Genomic DNA, 26,221 nt, shown 5'->3' with positions numbered 1-26,221 from the left:
CCATAGTGCGATATAGGAAAGCTATGATGCTCACTTCACAGAAAAACGTTATTAATACGGGTATTCCAAGTCGAACTGCTTTTCAGGTTGCCGAACTCCGGGCCGCTCATCAGCTGCTGGACGAACCAATCATATTCAACGACCCGTGGGCCTTGCCGATTCTTGGCGAGCAGGCGGCAACCGACCTGCGACAGTATCCATTCCAATCCAACGATCTCCATGCGCGAGGCATACGTGCTGTCGTGGTTATTCGTAGTCGATTAGCTGAAGATGAACTCAAAAAATGTGTACACTCCGGAGTGAAACAATATGTCGTTTTAGGTGCCGGCCTTGATACATTCGCTCTCAGGAATACTTATCTTGAAGAGGGCCTTCATGTATTTGAAGTGGACCATCCATCTACCCAAGAATGGAAGAGAAGTCTCCTTAAAGAAGCGTCCATAAAAGTACCTGACTCATTGACGTTCGTGGCGGTTGATTTTGAAAGTAACACCTTAGCCGAAGAGCTGCAGAAAGCCGGTTTTCGCGCAGATCAACCTGCATTTTTTTCTTGGTTAGGCGTGACGATATACATATCCCATGAAGCGATACTTGACACACTAACGTTTGTCGCGTCGCTGCCAAAAGGAAGCGGCATAATTTTCGATTACGGCGTCACCCCTACGTTGCTCGATCCCATTGAAAATGCCATAGGCGATTATCTTGTGAGCTTGATCGGGCAACTGGGTGAGCCATGGAGAACATGGCTTGACCCCGCTGTCATTGAAAATGAGCTCCAGAGTATAGGATTTCAGTCCGTGAGAGACTATGGCTCTGTTGAACTGAATGAGCTCTATCTGGCTAGAAGAAAGGATGGTTTGCGAATGCTCGGAACATTTCGATTGATATGTGCGAAGACTTGAGTATGGGTTTGCACGGATCTAATAGGTGCGGTTTCGTGTATACAGTTGTTGCTTCAACCCTCTAACGCTACGTGACGGTCCCAAGCAAACGGCCCGCCTTGTTAGGGCCGTTACGCTTTGTTATGGGCAGATCTTGCCGAGGGTGTCAATCCTCTCAAAAAATATCCTCTCAAAATGTCAATCCTCCATAGCGAGATTGACAGTCAACGGTGTTGCTGACGAAAACGCCAGAAGTCCACTAATTTAGAAGCTACAACGCTGTCAATGTCGCAGGTGCTAGGTGATAGAAAGCATTACTGGCCGGATGATCCGTTGGTGGCGGAGGCGAGGGCGCGGGTGAAGCTGAGGGGGACGTGAGGTCCGGGAGCAATGGCTCGTAATCCAGTAGACCGAGAGGCTAAGCCGTCAAGCTCTGCCAACCGATCACGTTGAACGGCGTCAGGCTAATTAGGGGCTCGGCTTTTCCAGCGGACTTTATAAAGCAAAAGCGCAAAAATGACGGCAAGAGGCTATCTATCCGGTTAAGCTGCCCGCCACTCAACCAATGGACAGGAATCCATAATGAAAACTAACTTCGCTTTGTTGTTGCTGGCAGTCATCTCTATCTCGGGCTGCGTTCAAACCGCTTACAGCAAAAGCATCGCAGTGACCAAGGATGCATCGGGCCGTGTTGTGCAGACCGTTGAAACAGAGACGGTCACGCAGCCAGGTCAAGGTTATGAAATGCGTCTTGAGAAAATTCAGGGCGTGCAACGTTGAGTTGATATCTAAAGGGAGAACCTCTTTATTCTGGTCACTTAGCTTGCAAGCGAGACAGTGACCCAGAGAACGCCAGGGCGCAACGCCCTGGCAGGCAGCAGATGTCACTTTTTCTTTTTAGCCGGCTTTTCAGCCTTTTCAACCTTGTCTGATTTCTTGGCCTTTTCTGGCTTGCTATCAGCTTTTTTGGCCGCTTTCTTTGGCTCGGCGTCTTTCTTCTTGTCTTTCTTTTCGGAAGACTTGGAAAGCGTCGAGGCCGCTTCAGATTTCTTGGCCGGTGATGCCTTCTTGTCTTTCAGGTCTTTGCTGGCTTTCGAGGCTTCGCCTTTACTTTTCTTGTCGTCTTTAGCCATGTGGATCACCCTTTGGTGTATGCCGGTATTGGCACGTCGCCCATGGAAGTATCCACGGGCTAATCATTAGGCGAGCGCTTCCAGAAACGGTTCCAAGTATTTGATCATAATCGGCTGTTGAAGCACGTCATTCGGAAGTCTGGTGACCAGCCAGAGTATTGAAACCTGAATGCCGCTTTCCACCTCAAGGCAAAACCGGCAGCAAAAACCGCCCGATCACCGGCAAGTGATCAGAGATCAGCAACGTATCATCCCGCCGCACCCGCGCGCTGACCCGCTTCAGGCTCGGGCTGTAGAACAGGTAATCCACCGTCCGGTCCGGCCCGTTGATGCGGCTGTCGTTGGGGAAGTGCGTCAGCCATTTGCTGCGGTCGATGCCGCTGGATTCGGCGTTGTTGGGGATCATCGGGTATTTGTCCCATAGCTGGTGCAGTTCGCTGTCGGCGGCATAGCCAAGGCGCTGTTGCTCGGGGAGGCGCTGGTATTGGCCCAGCGGCAGCAGGTTGAAGTCGCCGCCGATCAGCCAGGGCGTGCCGCCGCTTTCCAGCTTGTCCAGCTGCGTTTCAGTGGCCGCGACCTGTTTTTGTGCGGTGTCGCCGGCGCGTCTGGCGGTGGTCAGGCTGGTGTTGATGACGGCCAGTTTGCCGCCGTCACGCAAGGGCAGGTAGCTGACCAGCAAGGCATCCTTTGGCTGAAACTGACGGCTGATGATGTTGGCGTCGGGCACCGGCAGTTGCAGGCGTTCGGCACTGTCGATATGGAAGCGGCTGAGGGTCACCAGTTTTCTGCCGACGCTGCCCCAGATATGCGGGTTGGGCACGAACTCTGCCTTCCAGTAGAAGGCCTGCGTGCTGCACGGGTAGAGGTCCGCGACACGTTCCTTGATCAGCGCCAACTGGTCTTCATAGTCAGAGTTCTTGGCGCCATCGTCGACCCCTTGCAGCAGCACGATGTCGGGCTGTTCGTCACGGATGACCCGTGCCACTTCGTCCAGGTTGTAGGCAAGGTCTTCATGGGTCGGGCGTTCGTCCGGGCCGCTGCCGTCGGCCATGTCGTACCAGAACACGTAGCGCTTACCCGCCAGGTACTGGATGTTCCAGGTCATGACTTTCAGCGCTTGCCCCGGTACCAGTTTTGGTGCCTCGACTGCAGGGTTGCAGCTGACCGTGAGTAGTTCACGGGCCGGAGGGCGCCAGGTCAGTTGGAAAACCAGTAACAGCAATACGGCGACCAGCAGCAAGCCGTACAGGGTCAGACGTAGCAGTAAACGGGGCATCGGCTCGACTTGGAGCGCCTGGCGCTCAGTGAGGGATTCGGCGTTGAGCATACCGAATCGACGCGCCTGACGTCAGCCTTTGCTTCAGGCGCGGTGCGCGGGCTCGCTGATCAGCATGAACAGGCGGAACGTCACGATGGTGGTGAACAGTTGCAGGAAGCTGCCGATGCTGTCGGTGATCACGGAAACCGCTGCACTTTGCGGTTCCGGAAACAGGTACAGGCTGGCGCCCTCGAGCAGCCACAGGGGAATGTAGAAGCTCAGTACGCACACCAGAATGCGCGTGAAGTGTCCGGTGGTCATCTGCATGCTTTCGCGCATGGCCATGAACGGCGTGAGTTTGCGCAGAACCAGCAGGTATTCGCTGAACGCCAGTTTGATCATCACCCAGATGCCGGGCACGACGAACAGTGAAAGGCCGAACATGATCAGCAGGGTACTCATGGCCGAGAGCACGGCGAAGGTCGGCCACAGGCGCACCGCCATGGCCAGTACATCACGGGTGTGTACGTCCTCGCCACGGCTGCGTGCGTCGAGAAACAGGATCAGCGCGGCCGTATAAATAGGGTAGAAAAACAGCCCGATCACCAACGCGTAGGCAGGTGAAGTGTCGGCGGACATGGCGCTGCCCAGCGCTTGTTTGGCCAGCACTTCAAGGATCACGACAGGCAGGCACAGCAGCGCGATGCTGCCCAGATTGCGCCGGAAGAAATAAAGCGAATCCTGGATGACGTTCAACGGGTTCATGGAGATAGATCGCAGGCTAAAAGCAGGCGCACACTTTAGCCCATGGCCCCGGTCTAACCAAGCGCAGTGGTTTTCGGCGCACGCCTTGTTATCTTTTTCTTCATGTCATTGAAGCGCGTCGATGAGGCCCCATTTTCTGCACATGGTCCTGCCATTGCGGCAGGGAAGAATTCCAGTGGCAACTCAGTGAGGTGGTCATGAACAGCGAAGAGCAAACCCTGATTGACGGTCTTTTCTCGAAACTGAAAGACGCTGAAACGGCTTCCGCCCCGCGAGATGCTGCGGCCGAGGCGCGTATCAAGGAGCATCTGACCCGCCAGCCCGCTGCGCCGTACTACATGACGCAGGCGATTCTGGTGCAGGAAGCGGCCGTCAATCAGCTCAATCAGCAGGTAAAACAGCGCGACGAGCAGATTCAGCAGTTGCAGGCCGAGCTTCAGCAGGCCAAGGGGCAAGCCTCGTCCGCGCCAGCGAGTGGCGGGTTTTTGTCGAGTATCTTTGGCAGCAGCGCCCCGCGCGCATCGCAGCCGCAACCGAGCCAGCCATCCAGTGGCGGCTGGCGTGATGGTGGCGGTTTCAATCCGGCACCTGCGCCCGCAGCGCCGCAGGGCGGTTATGCCGCGCCTGCTCCGGCTGCCGGTAGTGGCTTTCTTGGCGGGGCGCTGAAGACCGCGGCCGGTGTAGCGGGCGGTGTGCTGCTGGCAGAAGGTATCAGCAGCATGTTCAGCCACCACAGCCAGCCGCAGGAGATCGTCGAAGTCATTCATGACGCGCCACAGGCGCAGGACACCGGCTTGTCCAATGATCAGGGCGGTTGGGGACAGCCGGATCAGCAGTACACGGCTGACGACAATTTCGACGATGGTGGCGACATGTTCTCGGATGATGATTCGTTCGTTTGAGGATGTGACGGTCGTTCTTCATATTCCAGCGGGAATGTTTTTGACGCTCTGCGCCACGAATCTGCGCTGCGCCGCGTGCTCCGGAACGGACGCGGAGCGTCCAGAACGGCATTCCCACGCTGGAGCGTGGGAACGATGATCTATGCCATGACGCGCGGGCTTCGCAGCGGCCGGTACCGATCCATCCCTCAATTCCTTCCTCAAACTGGCATACTGGGCACCGATTCACGTTCCGGATCGCTGTAACCCGTGGGCATGTTGCCCGCCATGAGGAATTGCGGTGAAGAAGATCGCGGTGTTCGCCGACGTGCAGAACCTGTATTACACCGTGCGCCAGGCGCATGGCTGTCATTTCAATTACGCCGCCTTGTGGGCGGATATCAGCAAGCGCGGCGAGATCGTTCACGCGTTTGCGTACGCCATCGATCGTGGCGACAGCAAGCAACAGCAGTTCCAGCAGATACTGCGCAATCTGGGGTTCACGGTCAGGCTCAAGCCGTATATCCAGCGCAGCGACGGTTCGGCCAAAGGCGACTGGGATGTCGGCATCACCATCGATATCATGGATTTCGCGCCGCAAGTGGACGAAATCGTGCTGGCGTCGGGTGATGGCGACTTCGACATGTTGCTCGAACGCGTGATCAGCAAACATGGGGTCGAGGCGGTCGCCTACGGCGTGCCGGGGCTGACCGCGAACTCGTTGATCCGCGCCGCCAGTCGTTACGTGCCGATCGAAGGCGCGTTTTTGCTGAAATGAATTAACAGGGTCAGGCCAGTGTTGGAACGTATTGCAGTCATCGACTTTGAAACCACCGGCATCTCCCCGGGCCATAGCTGCCGGGCGACCGAGATTGCGGTGGTGATCATGGAGCAGGGGCGTATCGTCGAGCGCTTTCAGAGCCTGATGAATGCCGGCGTGCGTATTCCTGCGTTCATCGAAGGGTTGACCGGCATCAGCAACAACATGATTCGTACCGCCCCCAGCGCCGAGCGGGTGATGGGCGATGTGGCGGATTTCGTCGGTTCGACACCGCTGGTGGCGCACAACGCCTCGTTCGACCAGAAGTTCTGGGACTACGAGCTGTCGCGTATCCAGCGCACGCGCGAACAGAGCTTCGCCTGTTCACTGCTGCTGGCCCGACGCCTGATGCCCGGCGCACCGAACCACAAGCTCGGCACGTTGACCCGCTATGCGCGTCTGCCCGACACCGGCAAGGCTCACCGGGCGATGGCCGATGCGGAAATGGCGGCCAACCTGACCGCGCACCTGACCAACGAATTGCGCCAGACCCACGGCATCTCTGCCATCTCCCACCAGATGCTGTGTTCCCTGCAGAAAGTCCCGGCCGCGAAGATCAGCGAAACCCTGAAGCGCCAGCGCGGCGTCTGACCTGTCAGTGCTCCTGTTTGCCGTTGCTGATCAAGTAATCGCTCGGCAGGCTGCGCTCCACGGCTGTCGACAGCACGATTGATGTCTTGCTGAAGCCAAACTTGGCGATCCGGTTGATCAGGTCTTCCAGATGCGGCATCGAATCGACCGCTGCGCGCATGATTACGCACGGGTCGCCCGTCACCCGGTAACACTGGATCAGCTCGGGGACTTTCCACAGTTCCTTGTAGGCCTGCTGATTGCCATGGCTGCCCATGCGCAGTTCGATGATGCATTGAATCGGCAGGCCGACTTTCGACAGATCGACCTTGGCCTCGTAACCGGTAATCACGCCACTGGCTTCCAGCTTGGCGACCCGCTCGGCCACCGCGGGCGCGGACAGGTTGACCAGTTTCGCCAGTTGCGCAAAAGACGCCCGGCCATTTTTCAGCAGCTCATCGAGCAGAATCCGATCGTATTTATCCAGGGTCATGGCGTGCCTCGTACCCAGCGATGGGCGTTTTTAAAATAAAAGGAAAGCAGGCCTGACAAGCATTGAATCGTAAGTTTCAGCGCGTTTTAAACAGGTTTGTCTGCTTAATATCCGACTTCGGCCTTCATACAATAGGTCAACCATAACAATGATCCCAGAGCCTAGCCATGCCTCAATCCGTTCGTGTTTCACCCTTGCTCATCGGTGCCTTTCTGGCCTTGTACCTGATCTGGGGCTCTACCTATCTGGTGATCCGCATCGGCGTGGAATCGTGGCCACCGTTGATGATGGCGGGTGTGCGCTTTCTGATTGCCGGCTGCCTGATGTATGGCTTTCTGCGGTTTCGCGGCGTGCCTGCGCCGACCTGGCGCGAGTGGAAAGCCGCGTTCGTGATCGGCTTCCTGCTGCTGGCCTGCGGTAATGGCGGTGTCACCCTGGCCGAACACGCAGGCGTCGCATCAGGCGTTGCCGCGTTGGCGGTGGCGACCATGCCGCTGTTTACCCTGCTGTTTGGCCTGTTCTGGGGCAATCGCACCACGAATCTTGAATGGGCAGGCATCGTGCTGGGCCTGATCGGCATCGGCCTGCTGAACCTCGGCTCCAATTTGCAGGCCAGCCCTTATGGCGCTGCCGTGGTGATTTTTGCCGCCGCAGCCTGGGCGTTCGGTTCGGTGCTGAGCAAGCACCTGCCGTTGCCGAAGGGTCCGATGGCCAGTGCGGCGGAAATGATCACGGCGGGGGCGACGCTGCTGATCGGCAGTGCCTTGAGTGGCGAGCGTCTGGCGCATATGCCGACGGCGGCGGGCTGGGGCGCGCTGCTGTATCTGGTGGTGTTCGGCTCTATCGTCGCGTTCAGCGCCTATATGTACCTGCTCAAGAACGTGCGCCCGGCAGCGGCGACCAGCTACGCCTACGTCAATCCGGCCGTGGCAGTGATGCTCGGCGTGGTGTTCGCTGGCGAAACGATCGGTGTCGAAGAGTGCATGGCCATGGTGGTGATCATCAGTGCCGTGGTGCTGATTGGCCTGCCGCAATGGCGCAGGTCGCCGCCGCCAGAGGTCGCATCGACACGCACAAGCTAACCGAGGCGCGCCGGACAGGTTAAACTGCGCGCCTTGCGTTGAATCTTTCCTACGGTATTTCCATGACATTCGCCTCTCTCGGCCTGATCGAACCCTTGCTGCGCGCCCTCGAAGCGCTCGGTTACCAGACTCCGACGCCTGTACAGACCCAGGCAATTCCTCCGGTACTGGCGGGCCGCGATCTGATGGCAGCTGCGCAGACCGGCACCGGCAAGACCGCAGGTTTTGCCTTGCCGCTGCTGCAACGGCTGACTATGGAAGGCCCGAAAGTCGCGCCCAACTCGATTCGCGCGCTGGTGCTGGCGCCGACCCGCGAGCTGGCCGATCAGGTTCACGAAAGCATTCGTCAGTACGCCGAGCATCTGCCGCTGACCACCTACGCGGCTTACGGCGGCGTGAGCATCAACCCGCAAATGATGAAGCTGCGCAGGGGCGTCGACGTGCTGGTCGCGACCCCCGGTCGCTTGCTCGATCTGCATCGCCAGAACGCGGTCAAGTTCTCCCAGTTGCAGACGCTGATCCTCGATGAAGCTGACCGTATGCTCGACCTGGGTTTTGCCGAGGAACTGCGCGGTATCTATGCGGTGTTGCCCAAGCAGCGCCAGACCCTGCTGTTCTCCGCGACGTTCTCTGACGAGATTCGTCTGCTGGCCGCGCAGATGCTCAATGACCCGCTGACCATCGAAGTTAGCCCGCGCAACGTCGCGGCGTCTTCGGTCAAGCAATGGGTCGTGACCGTGGACAAGAAACGCAAGGCGGATCTGTTCATCCATCTGATGAAGAAGCATCGCTGGGGGCAGGTGCTGGTATTCGCCAAGACCCGGGTTGGCGTCGATCAACTGGTGGATCGCTTGCAGGCGCTGGGCATGAACGCCGACGGCATTCATGGCGACAAGCCGCAGGCCACTCGCCAGCGTGCGCTGGACCGCTTCAAGAGCAACGAAGTGAAGATTCTGGTGGCCACCGACGTGGCAGCGCGCGGTCTGGACATCGATGACCTGCCGACCGTGGTCAACCTGGACCTGCCGATCGTGGCCGAGGATTACATCCACCGTATTGGCCGCACCGGCCGTGCGGGGCTGACGGGGGAGGCAATTTCGCTGGTGTGTGCCGATGAGGTCGAGTTGCTGTCAGCCATCGAAGTGCTGACCCGCCAGACCCTGGAGCGCAAGGAAGAGCAGGACTTCGAGCCGGAGCATCGCGTACCGAGCACGGATGCCAGCGGCCAGATCCTGAAAAAGCCCAAGAAACCGAAAAAACCCAAGGTGTCGGGCAGCAAGCGCAACTTGGGCAAATGGGTCGACAGCGGCGACTCCGAGCCTGCGCCGGTGGTCAAACCGGTGCGTAAAGTACCGGTCTTCAACACCGGCCCACGCAAGAAGAAGCCTTGAGGCGCAGTGCGCATTCAAAGCGGACGGAGCGCTCATTGCTATACGCAAGTTCGTTTTTGATTCTGGCCGGAGGCCGTAGGAGCGAACTTGTTCGCGAAGGGGCCTGCATAATCGCCGAAAATGCATCGATTGAAACACCCTCTTCGCGAACAAGCGAAGCGTCGCCCGGTTCGCTCCTACGCCCTGCGGGCCGAATCAAAAGCGGACTTTTACATAACGATAAGCGCGGAGCGTGGCGACGATCATGATCAGCGCGATTGCAGCCATTCGACCATCCCCAACCCCGCAGCGCGGCCGCTGGCGAAGCAGGCGGTCAGCAGGTAGCCGCCGGTCGGCGCTTCCCAGTCGAGCATTTCACCGGCGCAGAATACGCCGGGCAATTGCCTGAGCATCAGACGCTCGTCCATGGCCTCGAAGGTGACGCCCCCTGCGGTGCTGATGGCCTCATCGATGGGGCGCGGTTTGATCAGGGGCAGTGGCAGCGCCTTGATGGCCTCGCTCAACACCAGTGGATCGGCAAACGCTTCACGAGGCGCAAGCTCGCGTAACAGTGCTGCCTTGACGCCGTCCAGGCCCAACTGGCTGTGCAGGTGCTTGGACATCGAGCGCGAGCCACGGGGTTTGCTCAGGGCTTTTTGAATGTCTGCCAGCGTCTTGCCGGGCAGCAGGTCAATATCCACAATCGCTGAGCCGTGGAGGTTGATCTGTTCACGAATCTGCGCCGACAGTGCATACACCAGGCTGCCTTCCACGCCCGTCGCGGTCAGCACACATTCGCCCAAGCGCAGGGCATGGCCATGCAGGCCCATCGCGATATTCTTCAACGGAGCACCGGCAAACTTGTCGCGCAGCAGGTCGCTCCAGGCGCTCACCTCGAAACCACAGTTGGCGGCCTGCAAAGGTGCAACCTCGACCTGCCTTGCCTGCAGCCACGGCAGCCAGGCCCCGTCCGAACCCAGCCGCGCCCAACTGGCGCCGCCCAGCGCCAGCAATGTGGCTGCAGGTTCGATCGCCCGTTCACCGTCAGCGTTCGCGATGCGCAGGCTGCCATCGGCGTTCCAGCCCGACCAGCGATGCCGCGTGTGAATCGTGACGCCCGCATCACGCAGCCGCTTGAGCCAGGCACGGAGCAGGGGCGCGGCTTTCATGTCTGTGGGAAACACACGCCCCGAGCTGCCGACGAAAGTCTCGATGCCCAGCGCATGAATCCACTGGCACAGGGCATCAGCGTCAAAACCGCGCAACAGCGGTGCGATCATCGGCGAGCGTTCGGCATAGCGCGCCAGAAAGGCCGGGTAGGGCTCGGAGTGGGTGATGTTCATACCGCCCACCCCGGCGAGCAGGAACTTGCGCCCAACCGACGGCATGGCGTCGTACAGATCGACCTTCAGTCCGGCCTGGCTCAACACTTCTGCTGCCATCAACCCCGCAGGGCCGCCTCCGATGATGGCGACGGTTCGGGCAGCGGAGAGGGCAAGGTCGGTCATGGTCAGCGAAGTATCGATAGCAGAGGGGTGGGGCATTCTACCCGAGCGTTCTTTCAAGGTGTGGCGCACGTCATTGGCGGAGACTGAAGCAAAGTACCGCGCAGGCTCACAGGCCCATGTCGTTCCAGACCCGTTGCGCACTGTGATGGAGGATTCCGTGGCGCCTTGCCAGTGCCAAGCGGTCCTTGCTGTAGCCACCGCCGATCACGCCCATGACCGGAATGTCGCGGCTCAGGCAATGACGCAGCACCGCTTCGTCGCGATTGGCCAGCCCCTGGTCGGTGAGTTGCAGATAGCCCAGCGCATCGTCCTTGTGGACATCGACGCCTGCGTCATACAGCACCAGGTCCGGCTTATAGAGCGGCAGCAGGTAGTTGAGCAGGTCATCGACGACGTTCAGGTAGTCGGCGTCGCCCATGCCCATCGGCAGCGGGATGTCCCAGTCGCTCTGCGCCTTGCGTGCCGGGAAGTTCTTTTCGCAGTGCAGCGAGACGGTAATGGCGTCCTCGGTATCGGCCAGAATGCGCGCCGTGCCGTCACCCTGATGCACATCGCAGTCAAAGATCAGCACCTTGTCCACGCGGCCGCTTTGCAGCAGGTACTGACTGATCACCGCCAGGTCATTGAAAATGCAGAAACCCGCCGGGTAGTCATAGTGCGCATGGTGGGTGCCGCCCGCCAGGTGGCAGGCCAGGCCATGCTTGAGGGCCTGTTCGGCGGTCAGCAGTGAGCCGCCTACCGCACGGATGGTTCGGCGTGCCAGAGCCTCGCTCCACGGCAGTCCGAGACGCCGCTGGTCTTCGCGCGACAGATCACCGCTAAGGTAGCGGCTGATGTAGGACGGATCATGAGCCAGCGCCAGAATGTCCGCCGGGCACAACTCGGGACGCATTAATTGAACGTCACTGGTCAGGCCGCTGTCGATCAAGTAATCGCGCAACAAACGAAACTTGTCCATCGGGAAGCGATGATCCGCCGGGAAGTCCGGGCTGTAGTCTTCATGGTAGATAAGCGGTAGGGACATTTTGCGTCCGTTAGAGGGCCGAAGCCCGATAGTGCCAGTAAAGCATCCGTACGCCCAGTTGTGTGGCGCAGCGGATGGCTGCACTGACGCCCATTCATGTCTCGTGACACGGGGGAATCGATGGAACCGATACTCAAGCTTGATAGCGCCCGACTGCTGATGCGGCAGTGGCGTGACGATGACTTGCCGGCGTTCGCCGACATGTGCGCGGACCCTCGTGTCATGCGCTATTTTCCAGACCCCCTGAGCCGTCTCGAAAGTGCTGCCATGATCGGGCGGCTGCGTGGTCATTTTGCCGAACTGGGCTTCGGGTTCTGGGCGCTGGAGCGCAAGGACACCGGCGAGTTCATAGGTTTCACCGGGCTGCATGTCGTGGGTTTCAAGGCACCGTTCACCCCGGCCGTGGAAATCGGCTGGCGGCTGGCGCACAAACACTGGGGCCTGGGCTTTGCCAGCGAGGCGGCCTGGACCGCGCTGGGCTGTGGTTTCGAGCGCCTGGAGCTGAAGGAGATCGTGTCGTTCACGGCGGTCAACAATCAGCCGTCGCAAAAGGTGATGCAGGCAATCGGCATGCAGCAGGATGAGTCCGGCAACTTCGATCACCCCAATCTTGCGGACGGCCACCCGCTCAAACCGCACGTGCTGTACCGGATCAGCCATGAGCAGTGGCTCAAGACGCTGAAGCCTTGATCCGGGTGCAGATTGAATTAAGCCAACCATCTTAAATCTGTATCATTCCATTCCAGCGGGGACGGGCCCGAGGCCTGTGGGAAAATGCAGCGACTGCTGTTGCCGTACAAGTGCAAAGTCGATGTACGAGAGGAATGAGAATGAGCCAAGTGCTGGATGATCTGGTTGAGTTGCTGACGCTGGAAGCCATTGAAGAAAACCTGTTCCGCGGTCATAGCCAGGATCTGGGCTTTCGCCAGTTGTTTGGTGGTCAGGTGCTGGGTCAGTCGCTGTCTGCCGCCAGTCAGACAGTTGAAGAGGACCGTCATGTTCACTCGCTGCACGGCTACTTTCTGCGTCCCGGCGATGCCGGTTTGCCGGTGGTCTATCAGGTGGACCGTGTGCGTGACGGTGGCAGCTTCAGCACGCGCCGTGTCACTGCCATTCAGAAGGGCAAGCCGATCTTCACCTGCAGCGCTTCGTTTCAGTACGACGAAGAGGGCTTCGAGCACCAGGCGACGATGCCGCAGATTGTCGGCCCGGAAGACCTGCCGTCCGAGCTGGAGTTGCTGACCCGCCGCGCGCACCTGATTCCTGAAGCGATGCACGACAAGTTTCTGCGCCCCAAGCCGATCCAGTTCCGCCCGGTGACCGCTGAAGATCCGTACGATCCCAAGCCCGGCGATCCCGTCAAATACGTGTGGTTCCGCGCCGATGGCAGCCTCCCGGACGTGCAGGCGCTGCATCGTTACATGCTCGCCTATGCCTCCGACTTCAACTTGCTGACCACATCCCTGCTGCCGCACGGCAAGACCGTCTGGCAGCGCGACATGCAGGTCGCCAGCCTTGACCATTCGCTGTGGTTCCACAACGACCTGCGTGCCGATGACTGGCTGCTCTACGCGATGGACAGCCCCTGGGCAGGCAACTCGCGCGGCTTCTCGCGCGGCAGTATCTTCAACCGCACCGGGCAACTGGTCGCATCGGTCAGTCAGGAAGGGCTGATCCGCCATCGTAAGGATTGGGCATGACACTCGAAGGTATACGGCACTGGGTGTTCGACATGGACGGTACCTTGACCGTCCCTATCCACGACTTCCCGGCCATCAAACGTGAATTGGGCATCCCCCAGGACGATGACATTCTCGGGCATCTTGCTGCGTTGCCCGCTGAGGAATCGGCGGCCAAGCACGCCTGGCTGCTGGAGCATGAGCGCGAGCTGGCACTGGCTTCGCAGCCTGCCGAAGGCGCGGTCGAGCTGGTTCGCGAATTGTCGGCGCGCGGTTATCGACTGGGCATACTCACCCGTAACGCTCAGGAGCTGGCGTATATCACCTTGAAGGCCATCGGCCTGGCTGACTGCTTTGCCGTCGAGGATGTACTGGGCCGCGACGAGGCGACTCCCAAACCGGATCCGGCGGGTTTACTGCAGCTGGCCACGCGCTGGAGTGTCGAGCCGGAGAAGATGGTCATGATCGGCGACTACATGCATGACCTGAACTGCGGCCGTGCGGCAGGCGCCAAAACTGTTCTGGTCAACCTGAAGGACAATCCCTGGCCGGAGCTGACTGACTGGCATGCAGAGAATTGCATAGCGCTGCGCGGGATGCTGGGGTGATCTGAGTTGCCTATCGTGGCAATGCGGAGCGCTCACCGTTATCCACAAGTCTTTGTGGGAGCGACCGTGGCGGCGATCCGCATTGCTCGCGAAGACGGTATTTCAGTCGATGCATTTTCGACGATTATGTTGACCCTTTCGCGAACAAGTTCGCTCCCACGGCCTCCGGCCAGAATCAAAAGCGGACTTGTATGTAGCGTTGAACGCGGAGCGTGGGGACAATAGTTATATCCAGATCACTCAAAACGGCTTGAACAGCACCGCCTGGCCTTCCGGTGAGGTGAAGATCCCGTCGCCGTTGTGGCCGACTTTCGGCACGATCACCAGGCGCTGGTTCAGCCCCTCGGGGTGACGCTTCTGCAGATAGTTGAAGTAGTTCTGCCCGCGAATCAGGCGGTAGGCGCCTTGCGCTTCGGCGGCACAGGTCTTGTCTAGCGCCGGGTGATTACGGTCGGTGTCCAGCTCGCCCATCAGGTAAGTGATGTCGCGCTTCACGTAATTCTTCTCGATGTCAGCCGGCTTTTCCTTGCCCGAGTAGAACGGCATCTTGTTGAGGCCGTATTTCCAGTCGTTGAAGTTCGGGCAGCTTTGCGCGGTTACCGGCTCAGGCCGTTCCGCGTCGAAATAGGCGTAGGACGACGGATTGGCGATCACGTAGCGCAGCTTCACCCCTTCACGCTGCAGCAGGGCGTCTTCCTTGCCGCCGATCATCGCGTAGCGCTGCACCACCTGGGCACCACCGGAGTGCCCGGCAATGACGATTTCCTTCAGGTTGGGGAACAGCTTGCTGTCGCTCAGGCGCTTGAGGATGTGGTCCAGCACCAGAAACGAGCTGACCGGCTTGGGATCGGTGGAGGTTGCGCCTTCCATCCAGCTGTTCTGGCGCCAGCGCAGGATCGAGTCCGGCAAGTGGTGCGCGACGATATCCTTTTCATCCAGGAATTGCGGGGCGATCAGCAGGGTCTTGCCGCGCTCTCTGGACTGGTTGGCCGCACGTTCGATGCTGCGCAGGTAGGTTTGCGCATTGCGCAGGCGACCGTGCAGGACGATCACCACGCGCTCGATCTTCGGCTTGGGGTGTACCCACTCCTGGCTCAGCCCGAGGGTCGCCTCGGCGCCATTGATGGCGAGGCGATCCGGGCTGATGGAATTGACCGCTTGATCCTCGGCATGCGCCCCGAGGCTCACGAAGGCAGTGCTCAACAACAGGACCAGAAGCGGTTTAATCATGTGCTCAGAGACTCTTGGCGGCGAATGTATCGCATTGATTGATTTGACCTTGGGCAAAGCCTGCCTTGAACCAGCGTACACGCTGTGCAGACGTGCCGTGAGTGAAGGAGTCCGGAGCGACTCGACCACTGCTTTGCTGCTGCAAGCGATCATCGCCGATAGCGTTGGCCGCATTCAATGCTTCTTCAATATCACCCGGCTCGAGCCAGTTCAAACGATTTTGTGCGTTGTACGCCCAAACACCGGCAAAGCAGTCCGCTTGCAGCTCCTGGCGGACCAGTAAACCGTTGGCTCCTTCCATTTTTTGCCCGGCCTGGCGAGCCTTGTCGACCTTGGCGGAAATGCCCAGCAGGGTCTGCACATGGTGCCCGACTTCATGGGCGATCACGTAAGCCTGGGCGAAGTCGCCAGCGGCGGAAAAGCGCTGGGCCATTTCACGGAAGAACTCCATGTCCAGATAGACCTGCTGGTCAGCCGGGCAATAGAACGGACCGGTTGCCGACGTAGCGCGACCGCAGGCCGAGTTCACCTGGCCGCTGAACAACACCAGCGTGGGGTCCTTGTATTCGCGACCGTTCTGGGCGAACACGGCACGCCAGGTGTCCTCGGTATCGCCAAGGATGCTGCGCACGAATTCGGCCTGCTGGTCGTTGGCCGGCGGGGCCTCACGCGTTTGCGCGCTGGGTGGGGCGCTTTGCTCGGTCACTTGTCCGGTCAGTTGTCCGAGAATCTGCATCGGGTCCTGGCCGGTCAGCAGGCCGATGGCGACGATGATCACGATGCCGCCCAGACCCAGCCCCTTGCCGCCGATGCGCATGCCACCGCCGCCACCACTGCTGCCGCCATCGCGCGCATCGACTACGTTGTCGCTGCGTCGGCCTTTTTTCCAGAGCATGTCGGATCCCTCTTCTTTTCGTGCAATTAGTTTCGCTGCTGATACGCGAATGCGCCAGTCCGGCGTGTTCCGGCCAGCGTCGTGTGCAGAATGCGAGGGTATAGAGGTGCGGCGAGGCTGATTGGTTCGCGCAAGCTGTGCCGTGGCTGTGTTTTGCTGAAACCTGCCGCCGTCAGGCCTGTTTGACGGGCTGCGCGTTGAGCACGTCCGGCGGCGAGGCGTCGGCAAAACGGTCGACCTGGCGCAATGACTTGAAGCCCGTCATCCAGGCGCCGACCACGCCCAGCGTGCAGACGCCACCCAGGATCGCGGCAGGGATTGCGCCGACCAGCGAGGCACTGGTGCCTGCACGGAACTCGCCCAGTTCGTTGGAGGAGCCAATAAACAGCATGTTCACGGCATTGACCCGGCCGCGCATGTTGTCCGGCGTCGAGAACTGCACCAGCGCTGAACGAATGAACACGCTGACCATGTCCGCCGCGCCCGCGATCAGCAGGGCCAGGCATGACAGCCAGAACAGGGTCGACAGGGCAAACACCAGATTCGCGACGCCGAACAGGCCGACGGCGAGAAACATGGTCATGCCGACGTTGCGCTGCAGCGGGCGCATGCTCAGGTAAATGCCGACGCCCAGTTCACCCAGGCTCATCGACGCACGCAGCATGCCCAGCCCCTGCGGCCCGAGGTGCAGCACTTCATGGGCGTAGATCGGCAGCAGCGCCACCACGCCGCCGAGCAGCACGGCGAACAGGTCCAGCGAAATGGTGCCGAGGATGATCGGCCGCGAGCGAATGAAGGCAATGCCCGCGGTGAACCGGCCCCAGGCGCTGGAACCCAGTTCCACCGGCTTGCCGGCAAAGGGCGTTGCCACGGGGGCCAGAAACAGGATGCCGGCGATAAATGCTGCGACGCAGACCGAATAGGTCAGCTCTGCGCCGCCCAGCCAGTACAGATAGCCACCGATCAGCGGCCCACCGACGGTCGAACAGCGCATGATCACGCTGTTGGTGGCGATGGCCGAGGCCAGTTGGTCGCGCGGGACAATCTGTGGCAGCAGGCTTTGCAGCGCCGGACCGGTAAAAGCGCGGGCGCAGCCATACAGCATCAGCGCGCCGTAGATCAGCCGCAGGTCTTGCAGCTTCAGTGCCGAGAACACCAGCAGAATGACCCCACAGATCGCCTGCACACCCCAACTGAGCATCAGGATGACCTTGCGGTTGTAGCGGTCGATCAGATCCCCGGCAGGCATCAACAGCAGCAACATGGGAATGAACTGAGCAAGGCCCACATAGGCCAGCGCCATCGGCTCGCGGGTCATGTCATAAACCTGCCAGGCAACGACCACCGCCTGAATCTGCATGGCGAACACCGCCATCAGGCGCGAGAGGATAAAACTGACGAAACCGGGCTGGCTGGACAACTTGACCGGTACAGAAGGCGCGGAAGACTCGGAGCTCAAGAAAAAGGATCCCATCGAAGCAGCTGATTCAGGTTTTTGGTTTATACCCCAGCGTATCGATAGGAAGCTAATAAATATTCTGACAGTTTCGCCGTGACGGGCATGAAAGAACTCTCGTTCCTCACGCTCCAGTATGGGAATGCATTTCACGACGCTCCGCGTCGCAAGAGGACGCGGAGCGTCCGGAACGGCATGCGACGCAGAGCGCCGCACGATAGTCGGGATTATCGTTCCTCACGCTCCAGCGTGGGAATGCCGTGGGTGACGCTCTGCGTCACAGATCTGCGTCGCGCCGCATGTTCAGGATAGGACGCGCAGCGTCCAGAACGGCATGCCAACGCGGAGCGTCGGCACGATAGTCAGTCAGAGGAGCCTCAGCGCCTAACCAGCAGCACGCCCGATTCCATGTGGTGGGTGTACGGAAACTGATCGAACAGTGCGCAGCGCTCGACCCGGTGGGTGTCGTGCAGTTGGGCGATGTTGGCGGCCAGGGTTTCCGGGTTGCAGGATATGTACAGAATGCGCTCGAAGCGCCGGGTCAGTTCGCAGGTGTCCGGGTCCATGCCGGCGCGCGGCGGGTCGACGAACACGCTGCCAAAATCGTAGCTCTTCAAGTCCACGCCGTGCAGACGGCGGAACGGGCGCACTTCGTTCAGGGCTTCGGTCAGTTCTTCGGCCGACAGACGCACCAGCGTGACGTTGTCCACGCCGTTGTCATCCAGGTTGCTCAGCGCCGCATTGACCGAGGTCTTGCTGATTTCGGTGGCCAGCACCTTGCGCACGCGTGTAGCCAGCGGCAGGGTGAAGTTGCCATTGCCGCAATACAGCTCCAGCAGGTCGTCCTGCCGCTCGCCCAGCGCATCGAAGGCCCAGTTGAGCATCTTGCCGTTCACCGTGCCGTTGGGCTGGGTGAAAGCGCCTTCCGGTTGCCGGTAACTGTAGGTGCGGCCAGCCACGTCGAGCTTCTCGGTCACGTAATCATGACCGATGACCAGCTTCTGCCCCTTGGAACGGCCAATCAGGCTGACGTCCAGTTCGGCGGCCAGTTGCGCGGCGGCGGCCTGCCATTCGGCGTCCAGCGGGCGGTGATAACACAGGGTGATCATCGCGTCGCCTGCCAGCGTGGTCAGGAAGTCCACCTGAAACAGCTTGTGGTTCAACGTCGGGCTGGCTTCCCAGCGCTCGCGCAGCACCGGCATCAGCGCGTTGATGCGCTCGCTGGCGATCGGCAGGCCCTCGAGCAGGATCGGCGTCCTGTTGTCGCCCGGCGCGAACATCGCGTAATAGCGCTTCTGGTCTTCGCGCCACAGGCGGAACTCGGCGCGCAGCCTATAGTGTTCGCGTGGCGAGTCGAACACCTGTGGCTCGGGAGCATCGAACGGCGCCAGCAACTCGCGCAGGCGGACGGTTTTTTCTTCGAGCTGACGGTCGTAGCTCGCAGGGTCGAAGGGAACACTCATGCGTTGAACCAGCCCAGCTTGATCACGAACAGGATCGACAGGATCACCAGCGCCGAATTCAGCTCGCGCCAGCGTCCCGACAGCAGCTTGATCGCTGTCCAGGAAATGAAGCCAAAGGCAATGCCATTGGCGATGGAATAGGTGAATGGCATGGCCAGGGCCGTGATGACTACTGGCGCTGCGACCGTGATGTCATCCCAGTCGATTTCCGCCATGCCGGACGCCATCAACACAGCGACGAACAGCAGCGCGGGTGCGGTCGCGAAGGCGGGCACGCTGCCGGCCAGCGGGGCGAAGAACAGCGCCAGCAGGAACAGCACGGCGACTACCACTGCAGTCAGACCTGTGCGGCCACCGGCACTCACGCCTGCAGCCGACTCGATGTAGCTGGTGGTGGTCGAGGTGCCCAGCAGGGAACCGGCCATCGCGGCAGTACTGTCGGCGATCAGCGCACGGCCCATCTTCGGCATGTGCCCGTCCTTGCCCATCAGCCCGGCGCGTTTGGCCACGCCGATCAGCGTGCCGGAGTTGTCGAAGATGTCGACGAACAGGAAAGCGAAGATGATGCTGACCAGACCGACGTCCAGCGCGCCCATGATGTCCAGTTGCATGAAGGTCGGTGCCAGCGAAGGCGGCATCGACACCACACCGCCAAACGGCGAGAAGCCCAGGGCGATAGACACCAGGGTCACCGCGAGGATGCCGATCAGCACGGCGCCGCGCACCTTGAGGTAATCCAGGGCCACGATGAGAAAGAAGCCCAGCGTCGCCAGTACCGGGGCTGGCTGCTTGAGATCGCCCATGCCGACCATGGTCGCCGGGTTGCTGACCACAATACCGGCGTTATGCAGGGCGATCAGCGCCAGAAACAGGCCGATACCGGCCGCAATCGCCGAACGCAGGGGCAGGGGAATGCTGTTGATGATCCATTCACGGATCCGGAAGATCGACAGGATGAAGAACATCACCGCTGAAATGAACACCGCGCCCAGCGCTACCTGCCAGCTGTGGCCCATGTGCAGGACCACGGTGTAGGTAAAGAAGGCGTTCAGGCCCATGCCCGGTGCCAGGGCGATCGGGTAGTTGGCGATCAGGCCCATCACCGTCGAGCCGATGGCCGCTGCCAGGCAGGTGGCGACGAATACCGCGCCCTTGTCCATGCCGGTTTCGCCGAGGATGCTCGGGTTGACGAACAGGATGTAAGCCATCGCCAGGAAAGTCGTGACGCCCGCAAGAATCTCGGTTCGCACGTTGGTGTTGTGTGCCTTGAGTTGAAACAGCCTTTCCAGCATGTCTGGCTCTCCGTGACGCGGCGCGCGTCGTGAATGATCGACTCCAACAGCAATGCACAGACTGCAGGGCAGCCCGTTTGATTTTTGCGGGTCGGAAAAAGCCGCGCATCATACCAGCAGCTTGGCGGGATGGCTGCCTGTGGATGACGGCCTTTCAATGACAAGTACGCCCATCAAGAAAGCCTGAACGTTGCAAACCTCGCGAAGTCCCACCCCTTAAGACGCATAAAAAGTGCGCTAAGTGACCGCCTACCGTGAGGTTTCCATGAGTGCAACGACCCCGAACCCCCAGGAATTCGCCACCCACGCGATTTCCCTGACCCTGAACGGACAGCTCCGCCAACTGGATGTGCTGCCCTGGACCACCTTGCTTGACCTGCTGCGCGATCAGCTCGATCTGGTCGGCACCAAAAAAGGCTGCGACCACGGCCAGTGTGGTGCGTGTACCGTACTGCGCGACGGCACGCGCATCAATGCCTGCCTGACGCTGGCGATCATGTGTGATGGCGCCGAGCTGACCACCATTGAAGGCCTGGCTGATGGCGACCAGTTGCATCCCATGCAGCAGGCGTTCATCAAGAACGATGCGTTCCAGTGCGGCTACTGCACGCCCGGGCAAATCTGCTCGGCTGTCGGGCTTGCCAATGAGGGGCGCGCCAGCACGCGTGCCGAGATTCAGGAACTGATGAGCGGTAACCTGTGCCGTTGCGGTGCCTACAGCAATATTCTCGCCGCCGTCGAAGAGGCGCTGCCGCAGTTCCACAACGCAGCGCCGAAGCCGGAGGTGAACGCATGAATCCGTTTACTTACAGCAAGCCGACCGACATCACTGCTGCGGTCAACCTGAGCGGACCGGCCACGCGTTTCATTGCAGGCGGCACCAATCTGCTTGACCTGATGAAAGAAAACGTCGCCACGCCAGAGCACCTGATCGACATCACCGGCCTGCCTTTAAGGGATGTCAGTGAAACTGCCTCGGGCGGTCTGATGATCGGTGCGTTGGTCAGCAACGCCGACCTGGCCTATCACCCGCTGATCGAAGCGCGTTACCCGCTGCTGAGCAAAGCCGTGCTGGCCGGTGCTTCGCCGCAGTTGCGCAACATGGCCAGCACCGGCGGCAACCTGCTGCAACGCACCCGCTGCTATTACTTCTATGACACCGGCGTGCCGTGCAACAAGCGTGAGCCAGGCAGTGGCTGCCCGGCGCGTACGGGCGTGAATCGCATTCACGCGATCCTGGGTGCCAGCGAAGACTGCGTCGCGACTCACCCGTCCGACATGTGCGTGGCACTCGCTGCGCTGGAAGCCGTGGTGCATGTTCAAGGACGTGCCGGCCGCCGCACTATCGAGTTTGCTGATTTCCATCGCCTGCCGGGTGATGCTCCGCAACGGGACAATCAACTGGCCGACGATGAGTTGATCGTCGCCGTCGAACTGCCTGCAAACGGCTTTGTCAGCCACAACGCTTATCTGAAGATCCGCGACCGTGCGTCCTATGCGTTTGCCCTGATATCGGTGGCTGCCGCCATCGATATGGACGGCGATGTGATTCGCGACGTGCGTCTGGCATTGGGCGGTGTCGCGCACAAGCCATGGCGCGACAAGGCGGTCGAAGCGCTGCTGGTCGGCAAGCCGGTCACTCGCGAGAACTTCGCCGCTGCTGCAGACGCCATGCTTGAAGATGCGCAGCCTCTGGAGCACAACGGTTTCAAAGTCAGACTGGCCCGCCGCGCGATCATTCGTGCCTTGAGCGATGCCGCAACAGGAGGGAGCGCCCAATGAACCAGCCATTTTCGCCAATGGGCAAGCCTGTGGACCGCGTCGACGGCCGATTGAAAGTGACCGGGGGCGCGCGTTACGCCGGTGAATACCCTGAAGAAGGGTTGCTGTATGGCAGCGTGGTCTCCAGCACCATCGCCAACGGTCGCGTCGCCAGCATCGATAAGAGCGAGGCAATGAAGGTTCCGGGTGTGGTCGCGGTCATCGACCACACCAATCGTCCTTGGCTGGCCAGCTATGACGAAAACTATGAGGACGCCGATTCGGCCGACGGTTCGCCGTTTCGTCCTTTTTACAACGACAACGTCATGTACAGCGGCCAACCGCTCGCGCTGGTCGTTGCCGATACGTTGGAACTGGCGCGTCACGCGGGCTCGCTGGTGCGTATCGAATACGAGCAGCAGGAGCACCAGACCGATCTGCAGGCCATGCTCGACACCGCCTATGACGCGCCTGCCGAATTGCCGCCGCCGCGTGGCAACTTCGAAGGCGAACTGGCCAGCTCCGCGCTGAGCGTGGACGTGACGTACAGCACGCCCAGCGAGTACCACAACCCGATGGAACCGCATGCGTCGACCGTCCTGTATCAGGCCGATGGCAGCTTGCAGATTCACGACAAGACCCAGGGCACGCAAAACTGTCAGGACTATCTGCACAAGGTGTTCGGCCTGGAAAAGGACAAGATCCGCGTGCTGGCCGCTTTCGTCGGTGGTGCCTTCGGTTCTGGCCTGCGCCCGCAATATCAACTGCCGCTGGCAGTAATGGCTGCACTGCACCTCAAGCGCTCCGTGCGCCTGACGCTGACCCGCCAGCAGATGTTCACCTTCGGTTATCGTCCGCGCACCATTCAGCGCCTGCGTCTGGGCGCGGCTGCCAACGGTCGTTTGCTGGCGGTCGGTCATGAAGCCATCGGGCAGACTTCGCGTTTCGAGGACTTCAGCGAACACGTCGTGGAATGGAGCGGCATGCTCTACCACTGCGACAACGTGCAGTTGACCTACAAACTGGTGCCGCTGGACGTGTTCACGCCGCTCGACATGCGTGCGCCGGGTGCTGCCTTGGGCATGATCGGCCTGGAATGCGCCATGGATGAGCTGGCTTACGCGTTGGCCATCGATCCGGTGCGCCTGCGCCTGACCAACTACGCCGAGCGCAACGGTAACGAAGACAAGCCGTATTCGAGCAAGGAATTGCGCGAATGCTACGCACAGGGTGCCGAACGCTTTGGCTGGTCCAGCCGCAACCCTGAGCCACGCAGCATGCGTCAAGGCCGTCAGCTGGTCGGTTGGGGCATGGCCGGTGGTGTCTGGGAGGCCATGCAGATGAAGGCCAGCGCCAAGGCGCGTCTGCAAGCGGACGGCACGCTGGTGGTCAGCAGCGCTACCACCGACATTGGCACCGGCACCTATACCGTCATGACGCAGATCGCTGCAGAATCGTCGGGTATCGAGGTGGATAACGTCAGCTTCCTGCTGGGCGACTCTTCGTTGCCGACTGCGCCGTTGCAGGGCGGCTCGTTCACGGTGTCTTCAGTCGGTACTGCGGTGCAACAGGCCTGTCAGGCTTTGCAGCGCCAAGTACTGGAAGTTGCCAAAGGGCTGCATCCGCAATTCGCTTCTGTGACGCCGGATGAGGTTCGCTTCGAAGCGGGCAAGCTGTACGTCGGCGATCAGGCGCTATCGATGGCTGAACTGGCCGCGTCTCAGGCCCACGGTGTCATCGAGGTGCAAGTCGACGCCGAGCCGGACAACAAGCGCGAAGCCTATGCGGCAGCTACGCACTCGGCGGTGTTCGTCGAAGTGCTGGTCGACGAGGATCTTGGCACTATCAAGGTCAATCGTGTGGTCAGTGCCGTGGCAGCGGGCAGGGTCGTGAACCCGAAAATGGCGCGCAGCCAGATTCTGGGCGGCGTTGTCTGGGGCATGGGCATGGCGCTTCAGGAAGAGGCGATGCTTGACCACGACCTGGGCCGCCCGATGAACCACAGCCTGGCCGAGTACCATATCCCGGTGAACGCTGACATCGGCGACATTGACGTGCTGTTTGTCGAAGAACACGATGACATCGTCAACGCGCTGGGTTCCAAGGGCGTCGGCGAAATCGGCATCGTCGGTGTGCCGGCAGCGATTGCCAACGCGATCTATCACGCCACCGGCAAGCGTATCCGCGAGTTTCCGATCACGCTGGATAAGCTGTTGTAACAGCGAGCGCACATCCAGTTGCCTATCGTGCCAATGCTCTGCATTGGCATGCAGTTCGTGACGCTCTGCGTCCTCTTGCGCAGGTGGTGTGACGCGGAGCGTCACGAACGGCATTCCCACGCGGAGCGTGAGGAACGATAGACGCCGCAGTTCTCCGCAGGTGAGACAACCCGCCACGCGACAATAGACCACACGACTTTAATGGCCGAACAGGACTACTCTTTGATGGTCGATTGATCTGCATCAGTGCGTTCAGGCAATGATCAGTGCATCGACCGGCGTTTTCGCCACTGGAAACGCCAGAATAAAGAAACATAAGCACTCATTACCGTGGGGGCAATCGCTGTTGGCTTGCGGCCGGCAGCAGGTTTCATCTGAGAGAGGAACATCTTATGTTCGGTTTAGAGGCTATAGATCTCGCCCGGATTCAGTTCGCATTCACGATTTCGTTCCACATCCTGTTTCCTGCCATCACCATCGGTCTGGCAAGTTATCTGGCTGTGCTCGAAGGTCTGTGGCTGAAGACCCGCGATGACGTCTACCGTGACCTGTACCACTTCTGGTCGAAGATTTTTGCAGTCAACTTCGGCATGGGCGTGGTTTCCGGGCTTGTAATGGCCTACCAGTTCGGCACCAACTGGAGCCGCTTCTCCGACTTCGCAGGTGCTGTGACCGGCCCGCTGCTGACCTACGAGGTGCTGACCGCGTTCTTCCTCGAAGCGGGGTTCCTCGGCGTCATGCTGTTCGGCTGGAATCGTGTCGGCCGCAACCTGCACTTCTTCTCCACGGTAATGGTCGCCATCGGCACGCTGATCTCCACCTTCTGGATTCTGTCGTCCAACAGCTGGATGCAGACCCCGCAAGGGTTCGAGATCATTGACGGTCGGGTCATTCCCACTGACTGGTTCGCTGTGGTGTTCAACCCGTCGTTCCCTTATCGCCTGACGCACATGGCGATCGCCGCGTTCGTGGCGACGGCGTTCTTCGTCGGTTCGTCGGCCGCCTGGCATCTGTTGCGGGGCCGCGACACACCTGCAGTGCGCAAGATGCTCTCGATGGCCATGTGGATGGCCCTGCTGGTGGCGCCTGTCCAGGCTGTCGTCGGTGACTTCCACGGTCTGAACACGCTCAAGCATCAGCCTGCGAAGATTGCGGCCATCGAAGGTCACTGGGAGAACGTCGGTGACGAACCGACCCCGCTGATCCTGTTCGGCATTCCCGACATGAAGGAAGAACGTACCAAGTACGCGGTGGAAATTCCGTACCTGGGCAGCCTGATCCTGACTCACAGCCTGGACAAGCAGGTGCCTGCGCTCAAGGAATTCAAGCCTGAGGATCGCCCTAATTCGACGATCGTGTTCTGGTCGTTCCGGGTCATGGTCGCCCTTGGCATGCTGATGATCTTCACCGGCCTTTGGAGCTTGTGGCTGCGCAAGCGCGGCACGCTGTACAACTCGCGTCCGTTCCTGTATCTGGCGTTGTGGATGGGGCCATCCGGCCTGATCGCTATTCTCGCCGGCTGGTTCACCACCGAAATCGGCCGTCAGCCGTGGGTCGTGTACGGCCTGATGCGCACCGCCGATGCTTCGTCCGGGCACAGCGTGGCGCAGATGAGCATCACCCTGGTGCTGTTCGTGGTCGTCTACTTCGTGCTCTTCGGCACCGGTCTTGGCTACATGATGCGTCTGGTTCGCAAAGGGCCGAAAGCCTACGTCGAACATGTGCCTCACGGTGGTCCCGGCCAGCAACGCACACCGGCCCGTCCGCTCTCCGCTGCTGTTGAAGGCGAAGAAGATGGCGACAATCTTGACCGTCACGGCAAGGGGATTTAAG

At 60.3% G+C, this 26,221-nt stretch carries 25 protein-coding genes; 14 read left to right on the top strand and 11 right to left on the bottom strand.

Annotation, left to right across the window (positions count from 1 at the left end; all coding sequences use genetic code 11):
- Positions 1-23: 23 nt before the first annotated feature.
- Together AC54XV_RS22660 and AC54XV_RS22655 are read left to right on the top strand one after the other, a co-directional pair.
- Positions 24-902, top strand: a complete 879-nt coding sequence (locus tag AC54XV_RS22660; protein ID WP_236120970.1) for a class I SAM-dependent methyltransferase — start codon at positions 24-26, stop codon at positions 900-902.
- Positions 903-1,463: 561 nt separating this feature from the next.
- Positions 1,464-1,661: a hypothetical protein gene (locus tag AC54XV_RS22655; RefSeq protein ID WP_003313844.1), complete on the top strand. Its 198-nt coding sequence runs from the start codon at positions 1,464-1,466 to the stop codon at positions 1,659-1,661.
- A 104-nt stretch (positions 1,662-1,765) separates the two neighbouring features.
- Here the strand turns inward: AC54XV_RS22655 and AC54XV_RS22650 are convergent, their stop codons facing one another.
- The 3 genes from AC54XV_RS22650 to AC54XV_RS22640 form a co-directional block, all read right to left on the bottom strand.
- A complete protein-coding gene (locus AC54XV_RS22650) occupies positions 1,766-2,023 on the bottom strand; it encodes a hypothetical protein (RefSeq protein WP_024639707.1) in 258 nt (85 codons plus the stop codon).
- Positions 2,024-2,198: 175 nt separating this feature from the next.
- On the bottom strand, positions 2,199-3,341 hold the full coding sequence (locus tag AC54XV_RS22645; RefSeq protein ID WP_060409423.1) for an endonuclease/exonuclease/phosphatase family protein: 1,143 nt from the start codon (positions 3,339-3,341) through the stop codon (positions 2,199-2,201).
- A 33-nt stretch (positions 3,342-3,374) separates the two neighbouring features.
- Positions 3,375-4,037, bottom strand: coding sequence for a YciC family protein (locus tag AC54XV_RS22640; RefSeq protein WP_496717230.1), 663 nt, complete (start codon positions 4,035-4,037; stop codon positions 3,375-3,377).
- Positions 4,038-4,234: 197 nt separating this feature from the next.
- Here AC54XV_RS22640 and AC54XV_RS22635 point away from each other — a divergent pair, with 197 nt between their 5' ends.
- From AC54XV_RS22635 to AC54XV_RS22625, 3 genes are all read left to right on the top strand, one after another.
- Positions 4,235-4,939 carry a DUF2076 domain-containing protein gene (locus AC54XV_RS22635; RefSeq protein WP_003399914.1) on the top strand — a complete coding sequence of 235 codons (705 nt, stop codon included), beginning with the start codon at positions 4,235-4,237 and terminating at the stop codon, positions 4,937-4,939.
- Between the two features lie 280 nt (positions 4,940-5,219).
- Positions 5,220-5,696, top strand: coding sequence for an NYN domain-containing protein (locus AC54XV_RS22630; protein ID WP_010426725.1), 477 nt, complete (start codon positions 5,220-5,222; stop codon positions 5,694-5,696).
- 21 nt (positions 5,697-5,717) lie between these two features.
- Entirely contained in the window at positions 5,718-6,329 is a 612-nt protein-coding gene (locus AC54XV_RS22625) for a 3'-5' exonuclease (RefSeq protein WP_003399918.1), read from the top strand.
- Positions 6,330-6,333: 4 nt separating this feature from the next.
- Here the strand turns inward: AC54XV_RS22625 and AC54XV_RS22620 are convergent, their stop codons facing one another.
- The gene (locus AC54XV_RS22620; RefSeq protein WP_024640221.1) at positions 6,334-6,801 is read right to left on the bottom strand and encodes an Lrp/AsnC family transcriptional regulator; all 468 of its coding nucleotides are present in this window, start codon (positions 6,799-6,801) and stop codon (positions 6,334-6,336) included.
- 167 nt (positions 6,802-6,968) lie between these two features.
- On the opposite strand from AC54XV_RS22620, the gene yedA reads away from it, so the two are divergent.
- Both yedA and rhlE1 read left to right on the top strand, forming a co-directional pair.
- Positions 6,969-7,883, top strand: a complete 915-nt coding sequence (gene yedA, locus AC54XV_RS22615; RefSeq protein WP_011268946.1) for a drug/metabolite exporter YedA — start codon at positions 6,969-6,971, stop codon at positions 7,881-7,883.
- A 62-nt stretch (positions 7,884-7,945) separates the two neighbouring features.
- On the top strand, positions 7,946-9,274 hold the full coding sequence (rhlE1, locus tag AC54XV_RS22610) for an RNA helicase RhlE1 (protein ID WP_003399924.1): 1,329 nt from the start codon (positions 7,946-7,948) through the stop codon (positions 9,272-9,274).
- Between the two features lie 248 nt (positions 9,275-9,522).
- Here the strand turns inward: rhlE1 and AC54XV_RS22605 are convergent, their stop codons facing one another.
- Together AC54XV_RS22605 and AC54XV_RS22600 are read right to left on the bottom strand one after the other, a co-directional pair.
- Entirely contained in the window at positions 9,523-10,761 is a 1,239-nt protein-coding gene (locus AC54XV_RS22605) for a TIGR03862 family flavoprotein (protein ID WP_181133980.1), read from the bottom strand.
- A gap of 106 nt (positions 10,762-10,867) precedes the next feature.
- Positions 10,868-11,785, bottom strand: a complete 918-nt coding sequence (locus AC54XV_RS22600) for a histone deacetylase family protein (RefSeq protein ID WP_003399927.1) — start codon at positions 11,783-11,785, stop codon at positions 10,868-10,870.
- A 120-nt stretch (positions 11,786-11,905) separates the two neighbouring features.
- Between AC54XV_RS22600 and AC54XV_RS22595 the strand changes: the two genes are divergently transcribed.
- The 3 genes from AC54XV_RS22595 (at position 11,906) to AC54XV_RS22585 (ending at position 14,072) form a co-directional block, all read left to right on the top strand.
- Positions 11,906-12,475, top strand: coding sequence for a GNAT family N-acetyltransferase (locus AC54XV_RS22595; RefSeq protein WP_003399930.1), 570 nt, complete (start codon positions 11,906-11,908; stop codon positions 12,473-12,475).
- A gap of 140 nt (positions 12,476-12,615) precedes the next feature.
- On the top strand, positions 12,616-13,485 hold the full coding sequence (gene tesB / locus AC54XV_RS22590) for an acyl-CoA thioesterase II (RefSeq protein WP_024640224.1): 870 nt from the start codon (positions 12,616-12,618) through the stop codon (positions 13,483-13,485).
- Positions 13,482-14,072 carry an HAD family hydrolase gene (locus AC54XV_RS22585; protein WP_054092210.1) on the top strand — a complete coding sequence of 197 codons (591 nt, stop codon included), beginning with the start codon at positions 13,482-13,484 and terminating at the stop codon, positions 14,070-14,072. Before tesB ends, AC54XV_RS22585 begins: the two co-directional genes overlap by 4 nt.
- 240 nt (positions 14,073-14,312) lie before the next feature.
- Here the strand turns inward: AC54XV_RS22585 and AC54XV_RS22580 are convergent, their stop codons facing one another.
- The 5 genes from AC54XV_RS22580 to AC54XV_RS22560 form a co-directional block, all read right to left on the bottom strand.
- Positions 14,313-15,302 (bottom strand): hypothetical protein, encoded by a 990-nt coding sequence (locus AC54XV_RS22580; protein WP_003399936.1) that lies wholly within the window; start codon positions 15,300-15,302, stop codon positions 14,313-14,315.
- Positions 15,303-15,306: 4 nt separating this feature from the next.
- The gene (ypfJ, locus tag AC54XV_RS22575; protein WP_003399938.1) at positions 15,307-16,197 is read right to left on the bottom strand and encodes a KPN_02809 family neutral zinc metallopeptidase; all 891 of its coding nucleotides are present in this window, start codon (positions 16,195-16,197) and stop codon (positions 15,307-15,309) included.
- A gap of 172 nt (positions 16,198-16,369) precedes the next feature.
- Positions 16,370-17,656, bottom strand: coding sequence for an MFS transporter (locus AC54XV_RS22570; protein ID WP_024640227.1), 1,287 nt, complete (start codon positions 17,654-17,656; stop codon positions 16,370-16,372).
- A 374-nt stretch (positions 17,657-18,030) separates the two neighbouring features.
- Positions 18,031-19,116 (bottom strand): tRNA (uridine(54)-C5)-methyltransferase TrmA, encoded by a 1,086-nt coding sequence (gene trmA, locus AC54XV_RS22565; protein ID WP_024659843.1) that lies wholly within the window; start codon positions 19,114-19,116, stop codon positions 18,031-18,033.
- Positions 19,113-20,408, bottom strand: a complete 1,296-nt coding sequence (locus AC54XV_RS22560) for an NCS2 family permease (RefSeq protein ID WP_003396212.1) — start codon at positions 20,406-20,408, stop codon at positions 19,113-19,115. Before AC54XV_RS22560 ends, trmA begins: the two co-directional genes overlap by 4 nt.
- A gap of 265 nt (positions 20,409-20,673) precedes the next feature.
- Here AC54XV_RS22560 and AC54XV_RS22555 point away from each other — a divergent pair, with 265 nt between their 5' ends.
- The 4 genes from AC54XV_RS22555 to AC54XV_RS22540 all read left to right on the top strand — a co-directional run bounded on the left by AC54XV_RS22555 (position 20,674) and on the right by AC54XV_RS22540 (position 26,220).
- On the top strand, positions 20,674-21,204 hold the full coding sequence (locus AC54XV_RS22555) for a (2Fe-2S)-binding protein (protein ID WP_032619652.1): 531 nt from the start codon (positions 20,674-20,676) through the stop codon (positions 21,202-21,204).
- A complete protein-coding gene (locus tag AC54XV_RS22550) occupies positions 21,201-22,190 on the top strand; it encodes an FAD binding domain-containing protein (protein WP_003399948.1) in 990 nt (329 codons plus the stop codon). Before AC54XV_RS22555 ends, AC54XV_RS22550 begins: the two co-directional genes overlap by 4 nt.
- A complete protein-coding gene (locus AC54XV_RS22545) occupies positions 22,187-24,388 on the top strand; it encodes a xanthine dehydrogenase family protein molybdopterin-binding subunit (protein WP_103360430.1) in 2,202 nt (733 codons plus the stop codon). Before AC54XV_RS22550 ends, AC54XV_RS22545 begins: the two co-directional genes overlap by 4 nt.
- A gap of 392 nt (positions 24,389-24,780) precedes the next feature.
- Positions 24,781-26,220 carry a cytochrome ubiquinol oxidase subunit I gene (locus tag AC54XV_RS22540; RefSeq protein WP_003399952.1) on the top strand — a complete coding sequence of 480 codons (1,440 nt, stop codon included), beginning with the start codon at positions 24,781-24,783 and terminating at the stop codon, positions 26,218-26,220.
- The last annotated feature ends 1 nt before the right edge of the window (position 26,221 follow it).

The organism is Pseudomonas fragariae (ex Marin et al. 2024), assembly GCF_059621105.1.
The sequence above is the reverse complement of the archived record's forward strand: the minus strand, read 5'-3'. Positions and strand labels throughout refer to the sequence as shown.